Here is a 14,810-nt window from a genome sequence, read left to right as displayed (position 1 = left end):
GGGAGTGCTCAAGCATTCAATCCACGGTGCGGGCGCGGCGCATGTCGGCCGCCATGGCCGCCAGCGCCAGGCATGCGCACAGGCCGAGCATGGCGGAGATCCACAGCGCGCCGTCGCCCCAGCGCTCCACGGCCATGCCGAACAGGAAGGGCGCCGCCGCCTGCACCACGCGCGCGGGCACCATCAGCATGCCCTGGCGCTGCCCGTAACCCCTGGCCCCGAAGACCAGCAGCGGCAAGGTGCCGACGGCGATGGTCATGATGCCGTTGCCCAGGCCGTGCAGCACCGCGAAGGCCGCCGCGGCCGACACGCCGAACAGGCCCAGGCACAGCGCGGCCACGGGGTGCGCGAGTGCGGCCATGCGGGCCGAGAGCAGCGGATGCGCGCGCCTGAGGAACGTGAACTCGACCAGGCGGCCGGCCACCTGCGCCGGCCCCACCAGCGCGGCGATGCCGACCGCCACGGCGGCGGTCGCGCCGCTGGCCAGCAGCAGCCGGGGCAGGTGCGCGGCCATGGCCGTGCTGATGAACCAGGTGATGGCGAAGACCAGGGCCATCAGCACGGCCGCGCGCCGCTGCTGCGCGGCCGACAACCTGACGCCCTCGCCCTGCGGCGTGGCGGCGTCCGCTGCGGGCAGCGCAGCGGACGCGCGCGGCAGCAGGGCGTTGAGCGGCAGGCCCAGCACCAGGTGCAACGCGGCCCAGGCCAGGCAGGCGCCACGCCAGCCCACCACGCTCTCCAGCCAGGCCGACAGCGGCCAGCCCACGGTGCTGGCGAAGCCCGCGAACAAGGTGATGCCGGTGATGGCACGGCGTGCGTCCTGCCCGTGCAGCCGCACCACGGTGGCGAAGGCGGCCTCGTACAGCCCGCTGCCCATCGCCAGGCCCATCACGGCCCAGGCCATGAACACATGGCTGGCCTGCGTGGCCTGGCTCAGCCCCGCCAGCCCCGCGGCGAACACCAGGTTGCTGGCGACCAGCACCGGGCGGCCGCCCAGCCGGTCGATGCGCCGGCCGGCCCAGGGGCCGATGGCCGCGGCCATGAGCAGCGCCACCGAGAACGCGCCGAAGACGGTGGACGCAGAGATGCCCACATCCCTGCCGATGGCGCCCGCCAGCACCGCGGGCAGGTAGTACGACGAGGCCCACGCCAGCGTCTGGGCCACGCCCAGCATCACGGTGGTCGTGGTCCGGCTCTGCACCTTCTCAGATGCTGCGCAGATTGACGCGCCTGGACAGCGCCTCGGCGCCCTCGCGCCGCTCGCTGTAGCGGTCCACCAGGCAGGCTGCGCTGTCGCGCGTGAGCAGCGTGAACTTGACCAGTTCTTCCATCACGTCGACCACGCGGTCGTAATAAGGCGAGGGCTTCATGCGCCCATCTTCCTCGAATTCGAGAAAGGCCTTGGCGACGGACGACTGGTTGGGGATGGTGAGCATGCGCATCCAGCGGCCCAGCACGCGCAGCTGGTTCACGGCATTGAAGGACTGCGAGCCGCCCGACACCTGCATCACCGCCAGCGTCTTGCCCTGCGTGGGCCGCACCGCGCCGAGCGCCAGCGGGATCCAGTCGATCTGCGATTTCAGGATGCCGCTCATGGCGCCGTGCCGCTCGGGCGAGCACCAGACCATGCCTTCGGACCACTGGGCCAGTGCGCGCAGCTCCTGCACCTTGGGGTGGTCTTCGGGCGCGCCATCGGGTTGCGGCAGGCCGCGCGGATCGAAGATGCGCGGCTCGGCGCCCATGGCTTGCAGCAGCCGTGCGGCTTCCTCGGTCAGCAGCCGGCTATACGAGCGCTCGCGCACCGAGCCGTAGAGCAGCGCGATGCGCGGGGCATGCGTGGCGCGCGCGGCGGGCAGCAGTTGCTGCAAGTCGGGCACGCGAAAGCTCGCGCTGTCGATGTTCGGCAGATCAGGGCTTGGCAACGCGCCCGCCTTGCTCGTCGACGACCTGTTCCCCGTCTTCCTTCGCGAACGCGCCCTGCTGCGGCCTGGCGAGCAGATCGAGCACCGCCTCCGAAGGCCGGCACAGCCGGGTGCCGCGCGGCGTGACGACGATGGGCCGGTTGATCAGGATGGGGTGCTGCAGCATGCAGTCGATCAGCTGCGCGTCGGTCCACCCGGGCTTGTCCAGCCCCAGTTCGGCGTAGGGCGTGCCCTTCTCGCGCAGCAGCGCGCGCGGCGCGATGCCCATGGCCGCGATCAGCCGCTCCAGCGTGGCGCGGTCGGGCGGTGTCTTGAGGTACTCGATGACCTGCGGCTCCTCGCCCGTGTTGCGGATCAGGGCCAGCACGTTGCGCGAGGTGCCGCAAGCAGGGTTGTGGTAGATCGTGGTGTCGCTCATCTCGGTTCCTTCAGTCGATTCAGGTTCAGCCCAGGCTGAGCCGCAGCGCCAGTGCCGACAGTGTCACCAGCAGCACCGGCAGCGTGAGCACGATGCCCACGCGGAAGTAGGTGCCCCAGGCAATGGCCATGCCCTTCTTCTGCAGCACGTGCAGCCACAGCAGCGTGGCCAGGCTGCCGATGGGCGTGATCTTGGGGCCCAGGTCGCAGCCGATCACGTTGGCGTAAACCATGGCCTCCTTCACTGCGCCGCTGGCCTGCGATGCGTCGATGGACAACGCACCGATCAGCACCGTGGGCATGTTGTTCATGACCGAGGACAGCAGCGCCGTGAGCACGCCCGTTCCGAGCGCCGCGCCCCAGACGCCCCCCTGCGCGAACCAGTCGAGCAGCGTGGCGATGCGGTCGGTCAGCCCGGCGTTGCGCAGCCCGTAGACCACCAGGTACATGCCCAGCGAGAACACCACGATCTGCCACGGCGCGCCGTGCAGCACCTTGCGCGTGCTGATGACCGCGCCCCGCCCTGCCACCGCCAGCAGCACCACCGCGCCCACGGCCGCCACCGCGCTCACGGGCACGCCCAGCGGCTCCAGGCCGAAGAAGCCCACCAGCAGCAGCGCCAGCACCACCCAGCCGGCGCGGAAGGTGGCCGCATCGCGGATGGCGGCGGCCGGCGCCTTGAGCTGGGCCATGTCGTAGCGGGCCGGAATGCTGCGGCGGAAGTACCCGAACAGCACCAGCAGGCTGGCCGCCACCGCGGCGATGTTCACCGGCACCATCACGGCCGCGTACTGGTCGAAGCCGATGCCGAAAAAGTCGGCCGAGACGATGTTGACCAGGTTGGAGACGATCAGCGGCAGGCTGGCCGTGTCGGCGATGAAGCCGGCCGCCATCACGAAGGCCAGCGTGGCCGCGGGCGAGAAGCCCAGCGCCACCAGCATGGCCATGACGATGGGCGTGAGGATCAGCGCCGCGCCGTCGTTGGCGAACAGCGCCGCCACGGCCGCGCCCAGCAGCACGATGAAGGCGAACAGCCGGGTGCCGCGCCCGCCGCCCCAGCGCGCCACGTGCAGCGCGGCCCATTCGAAGAAGCCGGCTTCGTCGAGCAGCAGGCTGATGACGATCACGGCCACGAAGGTGGCGGTGGCGTTCCAGACGATCTGCCAGACCACCGGGATGTCGGCCAGCTGCACCACGCCGAACAGCAGCGCGAGCACCGCGCCGAGCGAGGCGCTCCAGCCGATGCCCAGGCCGCGCGGCTGCCAGATGACGAGCACCAGCGTGAACAGGAAGATGAGGATGGCGGCAAGCATGGTGCGTGGTGGAAAAGATGTGGCACAGGGCAGCCGCCGCCAAGACGCCACGGAGACGCCGCGGCAGGCCGGCCCGCCTGGGTTCAGAGGCTTTGCAGTGCGGCGCGCAGCTGCGCGTCGTCCAGCGTGTCGAAGGGCAGCTGCGCCAGCCGGCGCATGCGTTCACCGATGGCCTGGCGCGTGGCCTCGAAGGCGGTGCGCCTCTCGCCGGCGTTGCTGCCGGCGTTCGACGGGTCCGGGTAGCCCCAGTGGATCTGGACCGGCGAGCCGGGCCAGTACGGGCAGGTCTCGTTCGCCGCACTGTCGCAGACCGTGATCACCACGCGCATGCGCGGCGCGGCATCGCCGGTGAATTCGTCCCAGCTCTTGCTGCGGTGGCCGGCCGTGTCGATGCCGGCCGCCTGCAGCACCTCGGTGGCCATCGCGTTGATGCGCCCGCTGGGTGCGCTGCCGGCGCTGTGGGCGCGCACGTCGGCGCCCAGCTGCTGCGCCCAGTGGTTCAGCATGCCCTCGGACAACACGCTGCGCGCGGAGTTGTGGGTGCACAGGATCAGGATGTTCGTCGTCATGTCTTCACAAGCTTTCAGCGCTTGCCGATGTCGCGCACTTCGCGCTGGATGGCCAGCGTCTCCAGCTTGGCCAGCGGCAGCGCCAGCAGGAACTCGATGCGGCGCTTGAGCGTGACGGCCGTGTCCAGGAAGGCGCGTTCCTGCGCTTCGCCGGGGCCCTCGACCGCAGCCGGATCGGGCACGCCCCAGTGCGCCGTGATCGGCTGGCCGGGCCAGACCGGGCAGGCCTCGCCGGCGGCCTGGTCGCAGACGGTGATCACGAAGTCCATCTGCGGCGCGTCTGGCACCGCGAAGCTGCCCCAGCTCTTGCTGGAAAAGCCGGTGTGTTCGAAGTGCAGGTGCGCGAGTGTCTGCAGGGCCAACGGATGCACCTGGCCCTTGGGCTGGCTGCCAGCCGAGTAGGCACGGAAGCGCCCGCGGCCGAGCTGGTTGAGCATGCCCTCGGCCAGGATCGAGCGGGCCGAGTTGCCGGTGCAGATGAACAGCACGTTCAGGGCGGGAGGGGTGGTCATGGTGTGGGTTGCGAAGTTGTGTTCAGCATTGGCACGGCGCTGCATCGGTGATGGCGCAAGCTGCGCCCTCGCAGCAGTTGTCGGTCAGGTAGGCCAGCAGCGCGTTCATCGTGTCGAACGACGCGCGGTAGACCAGGTTGCGGCCCTGGCGCTCCTGCGTCACCAGGCCGGCGTGGCTCAGCTCCTTGAGGTGGAACGACAGCGCGTTGGGCGCCACCTGCAACTGCCCGGCCAGCGCGCCCGGCACCAGGCCATCGGCGCCCGCCACCACCAGGGCGCGGAACACGCGCAAACGCATGCCATGGGCCAGGGCTGCGAGGGATTGCACGGCATCGGTTTCGTCCATTGATCGACTATACAACGATTATTGAAATATCAGCACATCTGCGCAGCTGCCCCACGAGGCGCGGGCCTGCTGCTGCCTTGCGCGCCACGGCATGCCGCGCGCCCTTCTACAATCGCGGCCTTTTGCCGTTCGCCGCCCACGGCGGACCGCAGCCAGCCACCGCATGCAAGACCACTATCTCGCCCTGGGTGTCGGCCCTGGCGCGAGCCTGGCGGACATCAAGAAGGCCTACCGCCAACAGGCCGCCCTGCACCACCCGGACCGCAGCACCGCCGCCGACGCCGCCACGCGCTTTCGCGCCATCCAGGAGGCCTACGACATCCTGGGCGACGCCGACAAGCGCGAGGCCTACGACAACAACCGCAAGCGCAACCTGCTCGACGATCCGCTGGAAACGGCGCGTGGCATCTGGGCAGACTATTTCCGCACGCTGACCTAGCCCCCCCGATGCACGTTTCTCCTTTCTTCCGCAACCTGCGCACCGCCTACCTGGCCGAACTCGACGACATGCGCCAGGACTCCGAGGGCGCGAATGTGCTGGACCGGCGACTGGCCGAACGGCGCAAGGAAATCGGCTTCCTGGTCGCCATGCTGGAGCTGAGCCCCGAGATGGTGGCCGTGGTGCTGCACAAGGCCTTCCAGTTCCGCTCCGGGCCGGCGATGGAGCGCCTGCTGGCCTGCGAGGCCGGCAACCTGACCGCCTGGGACAGCCTCAGCGAGAGCATCCAGATCGCCCCCTGGGCGCAGGCCACAGTACAGACGCTGCGCAAGCACCCTGGAGGCGACAACTTCCTCTGCGTGGCCGCCGCGCTGGAGTACATGGTCGGCAGCAGCCGGCATGCCGGCGCGCAGGACAGCGATGAGGCGGACGATGCCGACGAGGAACACGACGACGACCGCGACGCAGAAGACCGCCAGCCCCTCTCCGCCGACGACCTGGACGACGCCGACGCCCAGACCCGCGAGGACGCCCGCGCCGACTGGGCCGCCGAGCAGGGCTTCGACCGCAAGGACTGAACATGAACAACCACCTCGCCCTGATCGAGAAGACCCAGAGCCTGATCGCCGCAGGCGACATTTCCGGTGCCGAGTCGGCCCTCACCGAACTGGCCGACGCCGAGGGCGACCGCGCGCTGATGGTGGTGCTGGACCAGCTCGCGCCCAAGGACATCCTGGCGGTCATGCGCGAGTACGACCCCTCGCGCGAATCGGTCGTGAACCTGCTGGTCACGCCCGAGCAGTTCGCGCGCGCCATCGTGATCGAGAAGCGCTACAAGGACCTCACCCACACGCATTTGCGCGGCATGGTGAACTCCATCATCTTCCGCGAGGACGCCGACCCCGTGGCCTTCCTGACCGCGGTGGGCGACCTGGAAGGCGGCAGCGAGGCCATGGCCAACTACTTCGCGGAGAAGTGGGCCCGCATCGAGGCCTTCGCGCGCACCGGCACCTTCGACACCGTCGAGGAAGACGGCGAGATGCTGTCCGAGCAGGCGCTGCTGGGCTCGGCCTACGCCAGCCCCAAGATCGATCTCGAAGAGGTGGCCGACCAGGACTGGATGGAGCTGGCCTGGCGCATGCGCTACGAGACCCCCGACCTGTTCACCGAGACGCTGCTGGTGCTGCGCGCCCAGGCGCGTGCCCACCACCTGGGCACGGACGACGAGGAAGAGGCCGGCGAGGAAGACGTGCGCGTGGAGACCAGCGACACCGACCGCGGCCGCAGCACCCCCGCCGCGCGCGAGGACGACGAAGAATCGGCCATCTGATGGAGCATCCAGAGCAGGCCGCCCAGTCCGTCGCACTGTTCGACGAGCGCCCCTTCTTCGAGAAGGCGCTGCAGCACGGCGTTCGCCACGGCATCCTCGTGCCCGAGAAGCTGGCCGCGATGTGCCAGGAGGCGCCCAAGGGCATGGTGCAGATCGCGCGCTACTTCGGCACCGAGTACCTGCGGCCCGACCTGGAACTGGCGCGCACGCGCCTGGTCAACCTCGTGAGCCTGTACCTGGAGGATTCCTGCGGCGGCGACCTGGACCGCGCGGCCGAGTCCCTGCGCGACCACAGCCTGCTGTCGCGCTCCAAGGGCGGCTCGGACATGCTCAAGGCGCTGATCGTGATGCCGCAGAGCAGCCACTTCGGCATGCAGGAGCATGGCGTCTTCGAGGACAGGCACATCCCCTTGCTGGCCAAGTGGTCGCTGCGCAGCCTGACCGAGGTGCAGGCCGAGCGCGCCGCGCGCAGCCACGCCACGGCGCTGGTGGAGGCGGCCACCTGGATGGCCGCGCAGCTCGGCCTGGACGCCGACGACCTGGAAGACGCCGGCAAGGACGCCGACGCCGTGCTGCGCACGGCCCTGCTGGTGCGCGCATGCCGGCGCAACGCCATGCCGGACTGGCCCGCCTTCGAGAAGATGGTGTTGGGCCTGCGCAGGAAGTACGCCGAGCCGGCCCAGGTGCCCCTCGCTCTGCCCAGGGACCTGCCGGCTTCGACCATCGACGTCGTGCAGTCCGTGCTGGCGTCCATCGTGCAGGACCTGCCCAGGATCCTCGATGCCACGGTCGGCGTGCGCAAGCTGTTCGACCAGACACCGGCCTTCCTGGGCCGCTACTTCTGGTCCGAGGATGCGCTGGCCGAGATCGAGCACTTCGAGCGCAGCAACAGCGCGCTGTGGGACAAGGCCACCGAGGGCCACGGCGACGACAGCTCGCTGCTGACGCTGTTCCTGCGCATCGCCACGGGCGGCAGGCACGCCACGCTGCTGAGCGAGAAGACCGCATTGGCCCTGGTCAGGAAGATCCAGAAGTCGGGCCTGGATGCTGACCTGCCGCGCCAGTTCATCGCGCAACATGCGCCGGTCGCGCTGCGCAGCGACTACCTGCAGCTGTGGAATGCCTTCATCGCCGAGGCCGAGCCCGTGCTGCGCAGCGACCAGGTGCATGGCACCGCGGACGCGCTGGCGCTGCTGCGGCGGGAGTGCAACATCGCGGACTGACGGCTCTCAGAGGCCTGCCGCAAGCGCTGGGAATCGCATCGCAATTGCGCGACGACTGGCCCATGAACACCGCCCGACTCCCACCTGGACCGGTCATGCCCGCGGTACGCGAACAGATCGAAAGCGCGCTGCACGATGGTGAGTCCCTCACGCAGTTCGTCGACAAAGCCACGCTGGCCGCTGCACGCCGACGCCAGGCCCGGCAACACGCCCAGCTGCTCCAGGCTGTGCGCCAACAGGCCCACGCTACGGGCCGTGGCCATGAGCCTCGCCCGGCCGTCCGAAGAGGCTCGCACCGCAGGCACCCCAGTGCGCTCGAAAGCTGAAGCCTCAAAGACGGAACGGCGACCAGTTGCAGCGAACGCACATCAGTGCAAGTGGTGCATCGTTGCCGACTGACAGCGTGGCGCTGCCAGTCTGTTCAATTCGCCAGTGGCCAGTGCGACCGTCGGCAAAGGTCACGCGGCCTTCGGCATGACAGGGCCCGCGATCCATGGCGTGTTCGGGGTTCGGGTCGTCGATGCGTCGCACCAATGCGAAAAAACGGCGCACCTGCCGAGGCGACAGCCTGAAACGGCTGCAATCGGACGGCTCAGCGCCATCGGACGGCGAGGCCCGTGCATTGCGTTCGATGACAACGCGCTTGATCGCCGGCAGCGACACGGTGCACAACGCCGGGACGAACTCGGTGCGCGGCTGGCAGTGCTCAGCTTTGGCGGCTCTGCGCTCCGGGGCCTTTGAGGTGTCGGCTTGGGCAGCACCGGTTGCTACCAGTGCCCCCCACGCAAACGCTGCCATCACGCGCATCGCCATCACTGCCACCTACACAGGCTCCTCGGCCGCGGCCGGGCCGGCATCGCCACGCTGCTCCACGAGGAAGCGCACCAGCGCCTGCGTGCGCGGGCTGCGGCCCTTGCGCGTGGGCACCAGCAGCACCACGGGCGCGGTGCCGAACGACCAGTCCGGCATCACGCGCACCAGCTTTCCCGACGCCACGGCGCCGGCCGCATCCCACTCCGAGCGCAGCACCAGGCCCAACCCCTCCTCGGCCCACTGGCGCGCCACGCTGCCGTCGTTGGTGACGAAGGCGGGCTGGATGCGCAGCGACTCGGCCTTGCGTGCGCCGCCGGCCGGACGCAGGTGCCAGAGCGTCACGTCCTCGTCGTTCTCGCGGATGCAGATGCAGGCGTGGTAGGCCAGGTCGGCCGCGCGCGCGGGCGTGCCGTGCGCCTGCAGGTAGCCGGGGCTGGCGCACAGCCAGCGTTCGTTGGCGGCCAGCGGATGCACCACCCACGACGAATCGCGCACTGTGCCCACGTGCACCACGGCGTCGGCATCGCTGCGGTCGGGCCAGGGCGTCTCGCGCAGGTCCAGCTGCAGGCGCAGGCTGGGGTGCAGCCGCGAGAAGCGCGCCAGCGCCGGCGCCACATGGCTGCGGCCGTAGCCGAAGGGCGCGGCCACGCGCAGCGTGCCGGTCAGGCGCTGGTCGTCGCGCTGCAGCGATTCGTGCAGGCCGTCCAGCCGTTGCAGCAGTTCGTAGGCTTCGCGGCCCAAGCGTTCACCCTCTGACGTGAGCTGCAGCTTGCGCGCCGTGCGCTGGGCCAGCACCACGCCCAGCGTGGCCTCCAGCTTGCGCAGGCGCATCGACAGCGCGGGCGGCGTGACGCCCAGCGCGCGCGCAGCGGCGCTCAGCGAAGGTTCGCGCAGCAGCGCCGCCGCCAGGCGCAGGTCGTCGATTTGCATTCAGCTGATCTTAACGATTGATGACTGAACAATGAACATCCGTAGCGGCCTGACACGCCTACAGTTGCCGCCATGGACACACCCCACCACGCCCCTGCCACCGACGACGGCGCCCCGCGCGCCGTCCTGTTCGACCTGTTGACCGCCCTGCTCGACTCCTGGACGGTCTGGAACGCCGCCGCCGGCTCCGAAGCCCAGGGCCGGGCCTGGCGCGCCGAGTACCTGCGCCTGACCTACGGCTGCGGCGCCTACCAGCCTTACGAGCAGCTCGTGCAGCAGGCCGCCGCCACGGTCGGCCTGCCCGCCGGCGCGGCGCAGGCGCTGGAGGACCGCTGGGACAGCCTGCCGGTCTGGAGCGGCGCACGCGAACTGCTGGCCGCATTGCAGCCGCACTGCAAGCTCGCCGTGGTGACCAACTGCTCGCGCCGCCTCGGCGCGCGCGCCGCGGACCGGCTGGGCATCGCCTGGGACGTGGTCGTCACCTCCGAGGAGGCCGGCTTCTACAAGCCCGACCCGCGTCCCTACCAGCTGGCGCTGCAGCGGCTCGGCGTGTCCGCGCAGCAGGCCGCCTTCGTGGCCGGTTCGGGCTACGACCTGTTCGGCACGGCCGCCGTGGGGCTGCGCACCTACTGGCACAACCGCGTGGGCCTGCCGCGGCCGCCCGGCGCGCCGCTGGCCGACGTGGAGGCGCCCGACCTTGCAGGCGTCGCGGGCTGGCTGCTAACAGCGCGCCCAGCCGCTGCCTGAGCGCCCACCGATCTCCTCCACCCTGCCGATCCGACCCATGCCACCACTGCCCCGCCTTCTCGCCCACGGCCTCGCAGCCCTGGCCACCGCTCTGCTGCTGCCGGCCACCGCCACGGCCACCACGGCAGAGACCGGCTTCCCGAGCCGCCCCGTCACGCTGGTCGTGCCCTTCCCTGCCGGCGGCCCGAGCGACGCGCTGGCACGCGCCGTCGCGCAGAAGATGGCCGCCGACCTGGGCCAGCCCATCGTCATCGAGAACCTGGGCGGCGCCAACGGCGTGATCGGCCTGGGCAAGGCGCTGAAGGCCAACCCCGACGGCTACACCATCGCCTTCGGCGGCATCGGAACGCACGTGGCCAACGTCGCGCTGTACAAGAAGCTCGCCTACGACCCGGTGGCGGACTTCGCGCCCATCGGCCCGGCCGGCGCGGCACCGCTGCTGCTGCTGGCCCGCGCCGACCTGCCGGCCACCGACCTGCGCAGCTTCGTCGCCTGGCTGGCCGCGCACAAGGACAAGGCCAGCTACGCGAGCGCCGGCATCGGCTCCATCTCGCACTACGGCTGTGTGCTGCTGCTGTCCGCGCTCGGCCAGGCCGTGACGCACGTGCCCTACAAGGGCGTGGCCCCGGCCATGAACGACCTCATGGGCGGGCAGACCGACTTCATGTGCGACCAGACCACCACCGCACTGCCGCAGGTGGCGGGCGGGCGCATCAAGTCCATCGCCGTGCTGTCGGTCGCCCGCCTGGCGCAGCTGCCGCAGACCGGCACCGCGGCCGAGGCCGGCCTGGCGCTGGACGTGCGCTCCTGGAACGCGCTGTTCGCCCCGCGCAACACGCAGCAGCCGGTGCTGGCGCGCCTGACGCGCGCGCTGCAACATGCGGTGGCCGACCCCGCGCTGCGCCGGCAGATGGAGGGGCTGGGCGTGCAGCTGCCCGCCCCGCAGGACGCCGCGCCCGCCACCGTCTCCGGCCTGATCGCCAAGGGCCTGCGCGACGACGTACTGGCCCTGCGCGCCAAGGGCGACTACCTCGACTGACACCATGACCCACACCCTCGCCACGCTGGACACCCCGGCCGCCATCGTCTCGCTGCCCCGCGTGCAGCACAACATCGCACGCATGCAAGCGCGTGCCGACGCGCTGGGCGTGCGCTTGCGGCCGCACGTGAAAACCACCAAGTGCGCCCAGGTGGTCGCCGCCCAGCGCGCCGCCGGAGCGCAGGGCATCACGGTCTCCACACTCAAGGAGGCCGAGCAGTTCTTCGCCCAGGGCATCACCGACATCCTCTACGCCGTGGCCATGGCGCAGCACCGGCTGCCGCAGGCGCTGGCGCTGCGCCAGCGCGGCTGCGCGCTGCAGATCCTGACCGACAGCATGGAGGGCGCCCGGGCGATCGCCGAATTCGGCCGCGCGCAGGGCCATGCCTTCGACGTGCTCGTGGAGATCGACACCGACGGCCACCGCTCGGGCATCGCGCCGGACGATGCGCTGCTGCTGGAAGTCGCCGGCACGCTGCATGGCGCGGGCATGCGCCTGCTGGGCGTTCTGACGCACGCCGGCTCCAGCTACGCGCTGGACGACCCCGTGGCCCTGGCCGCGCTGGCCGAGCAGGAGCGCGCGGGCTGCGTGCGCGCAGCCGAACGCTTGCGCGCCGCGGGCCTGCCCTGCCCCGTGGTCTCGGTCGGCTCCACGCCCACGGCGCTGGAGGCCGCTGCGCTGCCCAGCGTGACCGAGCTACGTGCGGGCGTCTACGTGTTCTTCGACCTCGTGATGCGCAACGTGGGCGTGTGCCGTGACGACGAACTCGCGCTCAGCGTGCTGACCACCGTGATCGGCCACCAGGCCGACAAGGGCTGGGCCATCGTCGACGCCGGCTGGATGGCCATGAGCCGCGACCGCGGCACCGCGCGCCAGAGCCGCGACTACGGCTACGGCCAGGTCTGCACGGTGGACGGGGCGCCCATCGCAGGCTATTTGCTGTCGGGCGCCAACCAGGAGCACGGCATCGTGTCGCATGCCGAAGGCTCGGATCCGGCCATCGCCACGCGCTTTCCGGTGGGCACGCGGCTGCGCATCTGGCCCAACCATGCCTGCGCCACCGGCGCGCAGTTCCCGGCCTACCAGGCCTTGGCGCAGGACGGCTCAATCACGACCTGGGAGCGCTTCCATGGCTGGTGAGCGCACCCCCGCCATGCCCGCGCCGCTCGCGCCCGCCGGCCTGGCACGCCCGGGCGGCCACTACAGCCACGCCTGCAGCGGCGCCGGGCTGGTGTTCGTGTCGGGCCAACTGCCGATCACCGCGACCGGCCTGCGCCTGGCCGACGCACCCTTCGCGCAGCAGGCCGCGCAGGTGCTGGCCAATGTGCGCACCGCCCTGCTGGCCGCGGGCACAGACATCGACCGCCTGCTGCAGGTGCGCGTCTACGTGGACGACATCGCCCACTGGCCGGTCTTCGACACGCTCTACGCCGCCTGGGCCGGCGAGGCCAGGCCGGCGCGTGCGGTCGTGCCGACCGGGCCGCTGCACCACGGGCTGAAGCTGGAGATGGAGGCCGTGGCGCTGTCCTGAGCGGGCTCGCCGCACGGCCCCACCGCGGCGGCGGCGCCGGCACGCCGGCCCGGTGCGTCCTGGTCCCTGGCCGCAGCTGTCCATGTCACGGGCGCGCGTCGTCCGAATGGATCTGCAGCGCCTCCAAGAAGCGCGAGACCATGTTGTAGGCCGCGATCGTGGCCGTCAGCTCCACCAGCAGCAGCGGCGCGAAGCACTGCGCCACCGCGGCGAACACGGCGTCGTCCACATGCACGTGCCGCGTCATCGCGTCGGTGTAGCCGAGCACGGCGCGCTCGGTCGCATCGAACAGAGCGCTGGCCTCCCAGCTTTCCAGCGCGTCGAGCTTGGCCTGGCTGACGCCTTCCTGGCGCGCGATGGGCGCGTGCTGGTCGGCCTCGTACGGCGCGCCGTTGACCAGCGCCACGCGCATGATGACCAGCTCGCGCAGCGCGCCGGGCAGGCTGGACTGCTGGCGGATCGCCGTCAGGTAGGCCAGCCAGCCCTGCGCCACGGGCGGGCTGTGCAGCAGCATCTGGTACAGGTGCAGCACGCTGCCGCGCTCGGCGGTGATGCGTTCGGCAAGCGGGCGGACGGCGTCGTCGTCCAGGCGGGCGTAAGGAATGCGGGCCATATCGGGCTTCGTTGATGGTTGATGGGGGAGCGGCGTCAGTCGACGCCCACGATCTTGCGCTTGACGAGGTCGGCCATGACCTGGTCGTCCTTGCGCACGCGCGCCACGAACGCCTCGGGCGTGCTGCCGACGATGTCGAAGGCGTTCTCGGCGAAGCGCGCGGCGACCTGCGGATCGCGCAGCGTCTCCTGGAAGGCTTTCAAGATTTTCGCCCGCACCTCGGCCGGCAGCCCGGTCGGGCCGACCAGGCCGATCCAGGTCGGGAACTCGAAGCCCGGGATCGTCTCGTTCATGGCCGGCACCTGCGGCAGCTGGCGCGAGCGGGCCGCCGTGCTGACCGCGATCGCCCGCATCTTGCCGGCCTGGATGTGCGGCAGCATCACCGACAGCCCGGCGAACGCGAAGTCGATGTGCCCGCCCAGCAGGTCGGCCAGCAGCGGCGCGGCGCCCTTGTACGGCACGTGCGTGGTCTGCAAGCCCTTGGCGATGGACAGCTGCGCGCTGTTCACATGGCCGGCCGAGGCGGTTCCGGCCGAGCCGTAGGCCGTGCCGGGTCGGGCCTTGAGGTAGGCGACCAGCTGGTCGAGGTTTTGCACCGGCAGCTCGTTGCGCACCACCAGCACCTGGGGTGTGGTGACCAGCAGGCTCAGGTAGTCGAAGTCCTTGAAGGTGTCGAACGGCAGGCTCTTGACGATGTGGTGGTTCACGGCCTGGGAGTCGAGCGCCAGCAGCAGCGTGTAGCCGTCGGGCTTGCCGCGCCGCAGTTCGCCCGCACCCAGCGAGCCGCTGGCGCCAGGCCGGTTCTCGACCACGATGGGCTGGCCCAGCCGCTCGCCCAGCGTGTTGCTGAGGGTGCGCGCGGTCTGGTCGACGGCGCCGCCCGGCGCGAACGGCACGATCAGCCGCACGGGCTGGCTGGGGTAGGCCTGGGCGCCGGCCAGCGCCGGCAGCGTGCACGCGGCAACAGCGGCCAGGGTGTGGATGAGGGTTCTGCGCAGCATGGGAATGTCTCCTTTTTTGATGGAAATGCCTGGCGTTCCGGCCGGGGCCGGCCCGCTGTGGCGG

19 protein-coding genes are annotated in these 14,810 nt (G+C 70.9%); 8 read left to right on the top strand and 11 right to left on the bottom strand.

The genetic code is table 11. The features are described from left to right. Positions 1-16: 16 nt before the first annotated feature. The 7 genes from ACSQ4M_RS18595 to ACSQ4M_RS18565 all read right to left on the bottom strand — a co-directional run bounded on the left by ACSQ4M_RS18595 (position 17) and on the right by ACSQ4M_RS18565 (position 5,079). A complete protein-coding gene (locus tag ACSQ4M_RS18595) occupies positions 17-1,201 on the bottom strand; it encodes an MFS transporter (protein WP_436190907.1) in 1,185 nt (394 codons plus the stop codon). A 4-nt stretch (positions 1,202-1,205) separates the two neighbouring features. Then, a complete protein-coding gene (gene arsH, locus ACSQ4M_RS18590) occupies positions 1,206-1,922 on the bottom strand; it encodes an arsenical resistance protein ArsH (RefSeq protein WP_436190906.1) in 717 nt (238 codons plus the stop codon). After that, positions 1,909-2,340 (bottom strand): arsenate reductase (glutaredoxin), encoded by a 432-nt coding sequence (gene arsC / locus ACSQ4M_RS18585; protein WP_436190905.1) that lies wholly within the window; start codon positions 2,338-2,340, stop codon positions 1,909-1,911. Before arsC ends, arsH begins: the two co-directional genes overlap by 14 nt. A 25-nt stretch (positions 2,341-2,365) precedes the next feature. After that, positions 2,366-3,652 (bottom strand): arsenic transporter, encoded by a 1,287-nt coding sequence (locus ACSQ4M_RS18580; RefSeq protein WP_436190904.1) that lies wholly within the window; start codon positions 3,650-3,652, stop codon positions 2,366-2,368. Between the two features lie 83 nt (positions 3,653-3,735). Then, positions 3,736-4,221 carry an arsenate reductase ArsC gene (locus ACSQ4M_RS18575; protein WP_436190903.1) on the bottom strand — a complete coding sequence of 162 codons (486 nt, stop codon included), beginning with the start codon at positions 4,219-4,221 and terminating at the stop codon, positions 3,736-3,738. Positions 4,222-4,235: 14 nt separating this feature from the next. Continuing rightward, positions 4,236-4,733 carry an arsenate reductase ArsC gene (locus ACSQ4M_RS18570; RefSeq protein ID WP_436190902.1) on the bottom strand — a complete coding sequence of 166 codons (498 nt, stop codon included), beginning with the start codon at positions 4,731-4,733 and terminating at the stop codon, positions 4,236-4,238. A gap of 22 nt (positions 4,734-4,755) precedes the next feature. Then, complete coding sequence (locus ACSQ4M_RS18565; protein WP_436190901.1) at positions 4,756-5,079, bottom strand: ArsR/SmtB family transcription factor; 324 nt, start codon at positions 5,077-5,079, stop codon at positions 4,756-4,758. A gap of 163 nt (positions 5,080-5,242) precedes the next feature. Here ACSQ4M_RS18565 and ACSQ4M_RS18560 point away from each other — a divergent pair, with 163 nt between their 5' ends. The 4 genes from ACSQ4M_RS18560 to ACSQ4M_RS18545 are packed head-to-tail and all read left to right on the top strand — an operon-like array spanning position 5,243 to position 8,071. Further along, positions 5,243-5,518, top strand: a complete 276-nt coding sequence (locus ACSQ4M_RS18560) for a DnaJ domain-containing protein (protein ID WP_436190900.1) — start codon at positions 5,243-5,245, stop codon at positions 5,516-5,518. A gap of 8 nt (positions 5,519-5,526) precedes the next feature. Beyond that, positions 5,527-6,096 carry a hypothetical protein gene (locus ACSQ4M_RS18555; RefSeq protein ID WP_436190899.1) on the top strand — a complete coding sequence of 190 codons (570 nt, stop codon included), beginning with the start codon at positions 5,527-5,529 and terminating at the stop codon, positions 6,094-6,096. A gap of 2 nt (positions 6,097-6,098) precedes the next feature. Next, the gene (locus ACSQ4M_RS18550; protein WP_436190898.1) at positions 6,099-6,848 is read left to right on the top strand and encodes a hypothetical protein; all 750 of its coding nucleotides are present in this window, start codon (positions 6,099-6,101) and stop codon (positions 6,846-6,848) included. Next, entirely contained in the window at positions 6,848-8,071 is a 1,224-nt protein-coding gene (locus ACSQ4M_RS18545) for a hypothetical protein (protein WP_436190897.1), read from the top strand. Before ACSQ4M_RS18550 ends, ACSQ4M_RS18545 begins: the two co-directional genes overlap by 1 nt. Positions 8,072-8,401: 330 nt before the next feature. Here the strand turns inward: ACSQ4M_RS18545 and ACSQ4M_RS18540 are convergent, their stop codons facing one another. Both ACSQ4M_RS18540 and ACSQ4M_RS18535 read right to left on the bottom strand, forming a co-directional pair. Further along, the gene (locus tag ACSQ4M_RS18540; RefSeq protein ID WP_436190896.1) at positions 8,402-8,884 is read right to left on the bottom strand and encodes a hypothetical protein; all 483 of its coding nucleotides are present in this window, start codon (positions 8,882-8,884) and stop codon (positions 8,402-8,404) included. Positions 8,885-8,893: 9 nt separating this feature from the next. Further along, positions 8,894-9,814 carry a LysR substrate-binding domain-containing protein gene (locus tag ACSQ4M_RS18535; RefSeq protein WP_436190895.1) on the bottom strand — a complete coding sequence of 307 codons (921 nt, stop codon included), beginning with the start codon at positions 9,812-9,814 and terminating at the stop codon, positions 8,894-8,896. 72 nt (positions 9,815-9,886) lie between these two features. Here ACSQ4M_RS18535 and ACSQ4M_RS18530 point away from each other — a divergent pair, with 72 nt between their 5' ends. From ACSQ4M_RS18530 to ACSQ4M_RS18515, 4 genes are read left to right on the top strand one after another with little or no spacing between them, the layout of a single operon-like run. Beyond that, a complete protein-coding gene (locus ACSQ4M_RS18530; RefSeq protein ID WP_436190894.1) occupies positions 9,887-10,561 on the top strand; it encodes an HAD family hydrolase in 675 nt (224 codons plus the stop codon). Between the two features lie 37 nt (positions 10,562-10,598). Further along, the gene (locus ACSQ4M_RS18525; protein WP_436190893.1) at positions 10,599-11,600 is read left to right on the top strand and encodes a tripartite tricarboxylate transporter substrate-binding protein; all 1,002 of its coding nucleotides are present in this window, start codon (positions 10,599-10,601) and stop codon (positions 11,598-11,600) included. A gap of 4 nt (positions 11,601-11,604) precedes the next feature. Next, positions 11,605-12,741, top strand: a complete 1,137-nt coding sequence (locus ACSQ4M_RS18520) for an alanine racemase (protein WP_436190892.1) — start codon at positions 11,605-11,607, stop codon at positions 12,739-12,741. After that, the gene (locus ACSQ4M_RS18515; protein WP_436190891.1) at positions 12,731-13,132 is read left to right on the top strand and encodes a RidA family protein; all 402 of its coding nucleotides are present in this window, start codon (positions 12,731-12,733) and stop codon (positions 13,130-13,132) included. Before ACSQ4M_RS18520 ends, ACSQ4M_RS18515 begins: the two co-directional genes overlap by 11 nt. A gap of 85 nt (positions 13,133-13,217) precedes the next feature. On the opposite strand, the gene ACSQ4M_RS18510 is transcribed toward ACSQ4M_RS18515, so the two are convergent. Both ACSQ4M_RS18510 and ACSQ4M_RS18505 read right to left on the bottom strand, forming a co-directional pair. Then, positions 13,218-13,745, bottom strand: coding sequence for a carboxymuconolactone decarboxylase family protein (locus ACSQ4M_RS18510; protein WP_436190890.1), 528 nt, complete (start codon positions 13,743-13,745; stop codon positions 13,218-13,220). Between the two features lie 35 nt (positions 13,746-13,780). Then, on the bottom strand, positions 13,781-14,746 hold the full coding sequence (locus ACSQ4M_RS18505) for a Bug family tripartite tricarboxylate transporter substrate binding protein (RefSeq protein WP_436190889.1): 966 nt from the start codon (positions 14,744-14,746) through the stop codon (positions 13,781-13,783). Between the last annotated feature and the right edge of the window lie 64 nt (positions 14,747-14,810).

The sequence above is a fragment of the Pseudorhodoferax sp. LjRoot39 genome, from assembly GCF_964253035.1.
Lineage (GTDB): Bacteria > Pseudomonadota > Gammaproteobacteria > Burkholderiales > Burkholderiaceae_C > Pseudorhodoferax.
This window is presented reverse-complemented; position numbering and strand designations above follow the sequence as displayed.

What these genes read in the sequence shown, in the direction of transcription:
- ACSQ4M_RS18505 (WP_436190889.1), bottom strand. Translation starts at nt 14,746, where the DNA reads ATGCTGCGCAGAACCCTCATCCACACCCTGGCCGCTGTTGCCGCGTGC.
- ACSQ4M_RS18530 (WP_436190894.1), top strand. Translation starts at nt 9,887, where the DNA reads ATGGACACACCCCACCACGCCCCTGCCACCGACGACGGCGCCCCGCGC.
- ACSQ4M_RS18510 (WP_436190890.1), bottom strand. Translation starts at nt 13,745, where the DNA reads ATGGCCCGCATTCCTTACGCCCGCCTGGACGACGACGCCGTCCGCCCG.
- ACSQ4M_RS18580 (WP_436190904.1), bottom strand. Translation starts at nt 3,652, where the DNA reads ATGCTTGCCGCCATCCTCATCTTCCTGTTCACGCTGGTGCTCGTCATC.
- ACSQ4M_RS18560 (WP_436190900.1), top strand. Translation starts at nt 5,243, where the DNA reads ATGCAAGACCACTATCTCGCCCTGGGTGTCGGCCCTGGCGCGAGCCTG.
- ACSQ4M_RS18515 (WP_436190891.1), top strand. Translation starts at nt 12,731, where the DNA reads ATGGCTGGTGAGCGCACCCCCGCCATGCCCGCGCCGCTCGCGCCCGCC.
- ACSQ4M_RS18535 (WP_436190895.1), bottom strand. Translation starts at nt 9,814, where the DNA reads ATGCAAATCGACGACCTGCGCCTGGCGGCGGCGCTGCTGCGCGAACCT.
- ACSQ4M_RS18545 (WP_436190897.1), top strand. Translation starts at nt 6,848, where the DNA reads ATGGAGCATCCAGAGCAGGCCGCCCAGTCCGTCGCACTGTTCGACGAG.
- ACSQ4M_RS18520 (WP_436190892.1), top strand. Translation starts at nt 11,605, where the DNA reads ATGACCCACACCCTCGCCACGCTGGACACCCCGGCCGCCATCGTCTCG.
- arsC (WP_436190905.1), bottom strand. Translation starts at nt 2,340, where the DNA reads ATGAGCGACACCACGATCTACCACAACCCTGCTTGCGGCACCTCGCGC.
- ACSQ4M_RS18550 (WP_436190898.1), top strand. Translation starts at nt 6,099, where the DNA reads ATGAACAACCACCTCGCCCTGATCGAGAAGACCCAGAGCCTGATCGCC.
- ACSQ4M_RS18555 (WP_436190899.1), top strand. Translation starts at nt 5,527, where the DNA reads ATGCACGTTTCTCCTTTCTTCCGCAACCTGCGCACCGCCTACCTGGCC.
- ACSQ4M_RS18575 (WP_436190903.1), bottom strand. Translation starts at nt 4,221, where the DNA reads ATGACGACGAACATCCTGATCCTGTGCACCCACAACTCCGCGCGCAGC.
- ACSQ4M_RS18565 (WP_436190901.1), bottom strand. Translation starts at nt 5,079, where the DNA reads ATGGACGAAACCGATGCCGTGCAATCCCTCGCAGCCCTGGCCCATGGC.
- ACSQ4M_RS18525 (WP_436190893.1), top strand. Translation starts at nt 10,599, where the DNA reads ATGCCACCACTGCCCCGCCTTCTCGCCCACGGCCTCGCAGCCCTGGCC.
- ACSQ4M_RS18540 (WP_436190896.1), bottom strand. Translation starts at nt 8,884, where the DNA reads ATGGCGATGCGCGTGATGGCAGCGTTTGCGTGGGGGGCACTGGTAGCA.
- ACSQ4M_RS18570 (WP_436190902.1), bottom strand. Translation starts at nt 4,733, where the DNA reads ATGACCACCCCTCCCGCCCTGAACGTGCTGTTCATCTGCACCGGCAAC.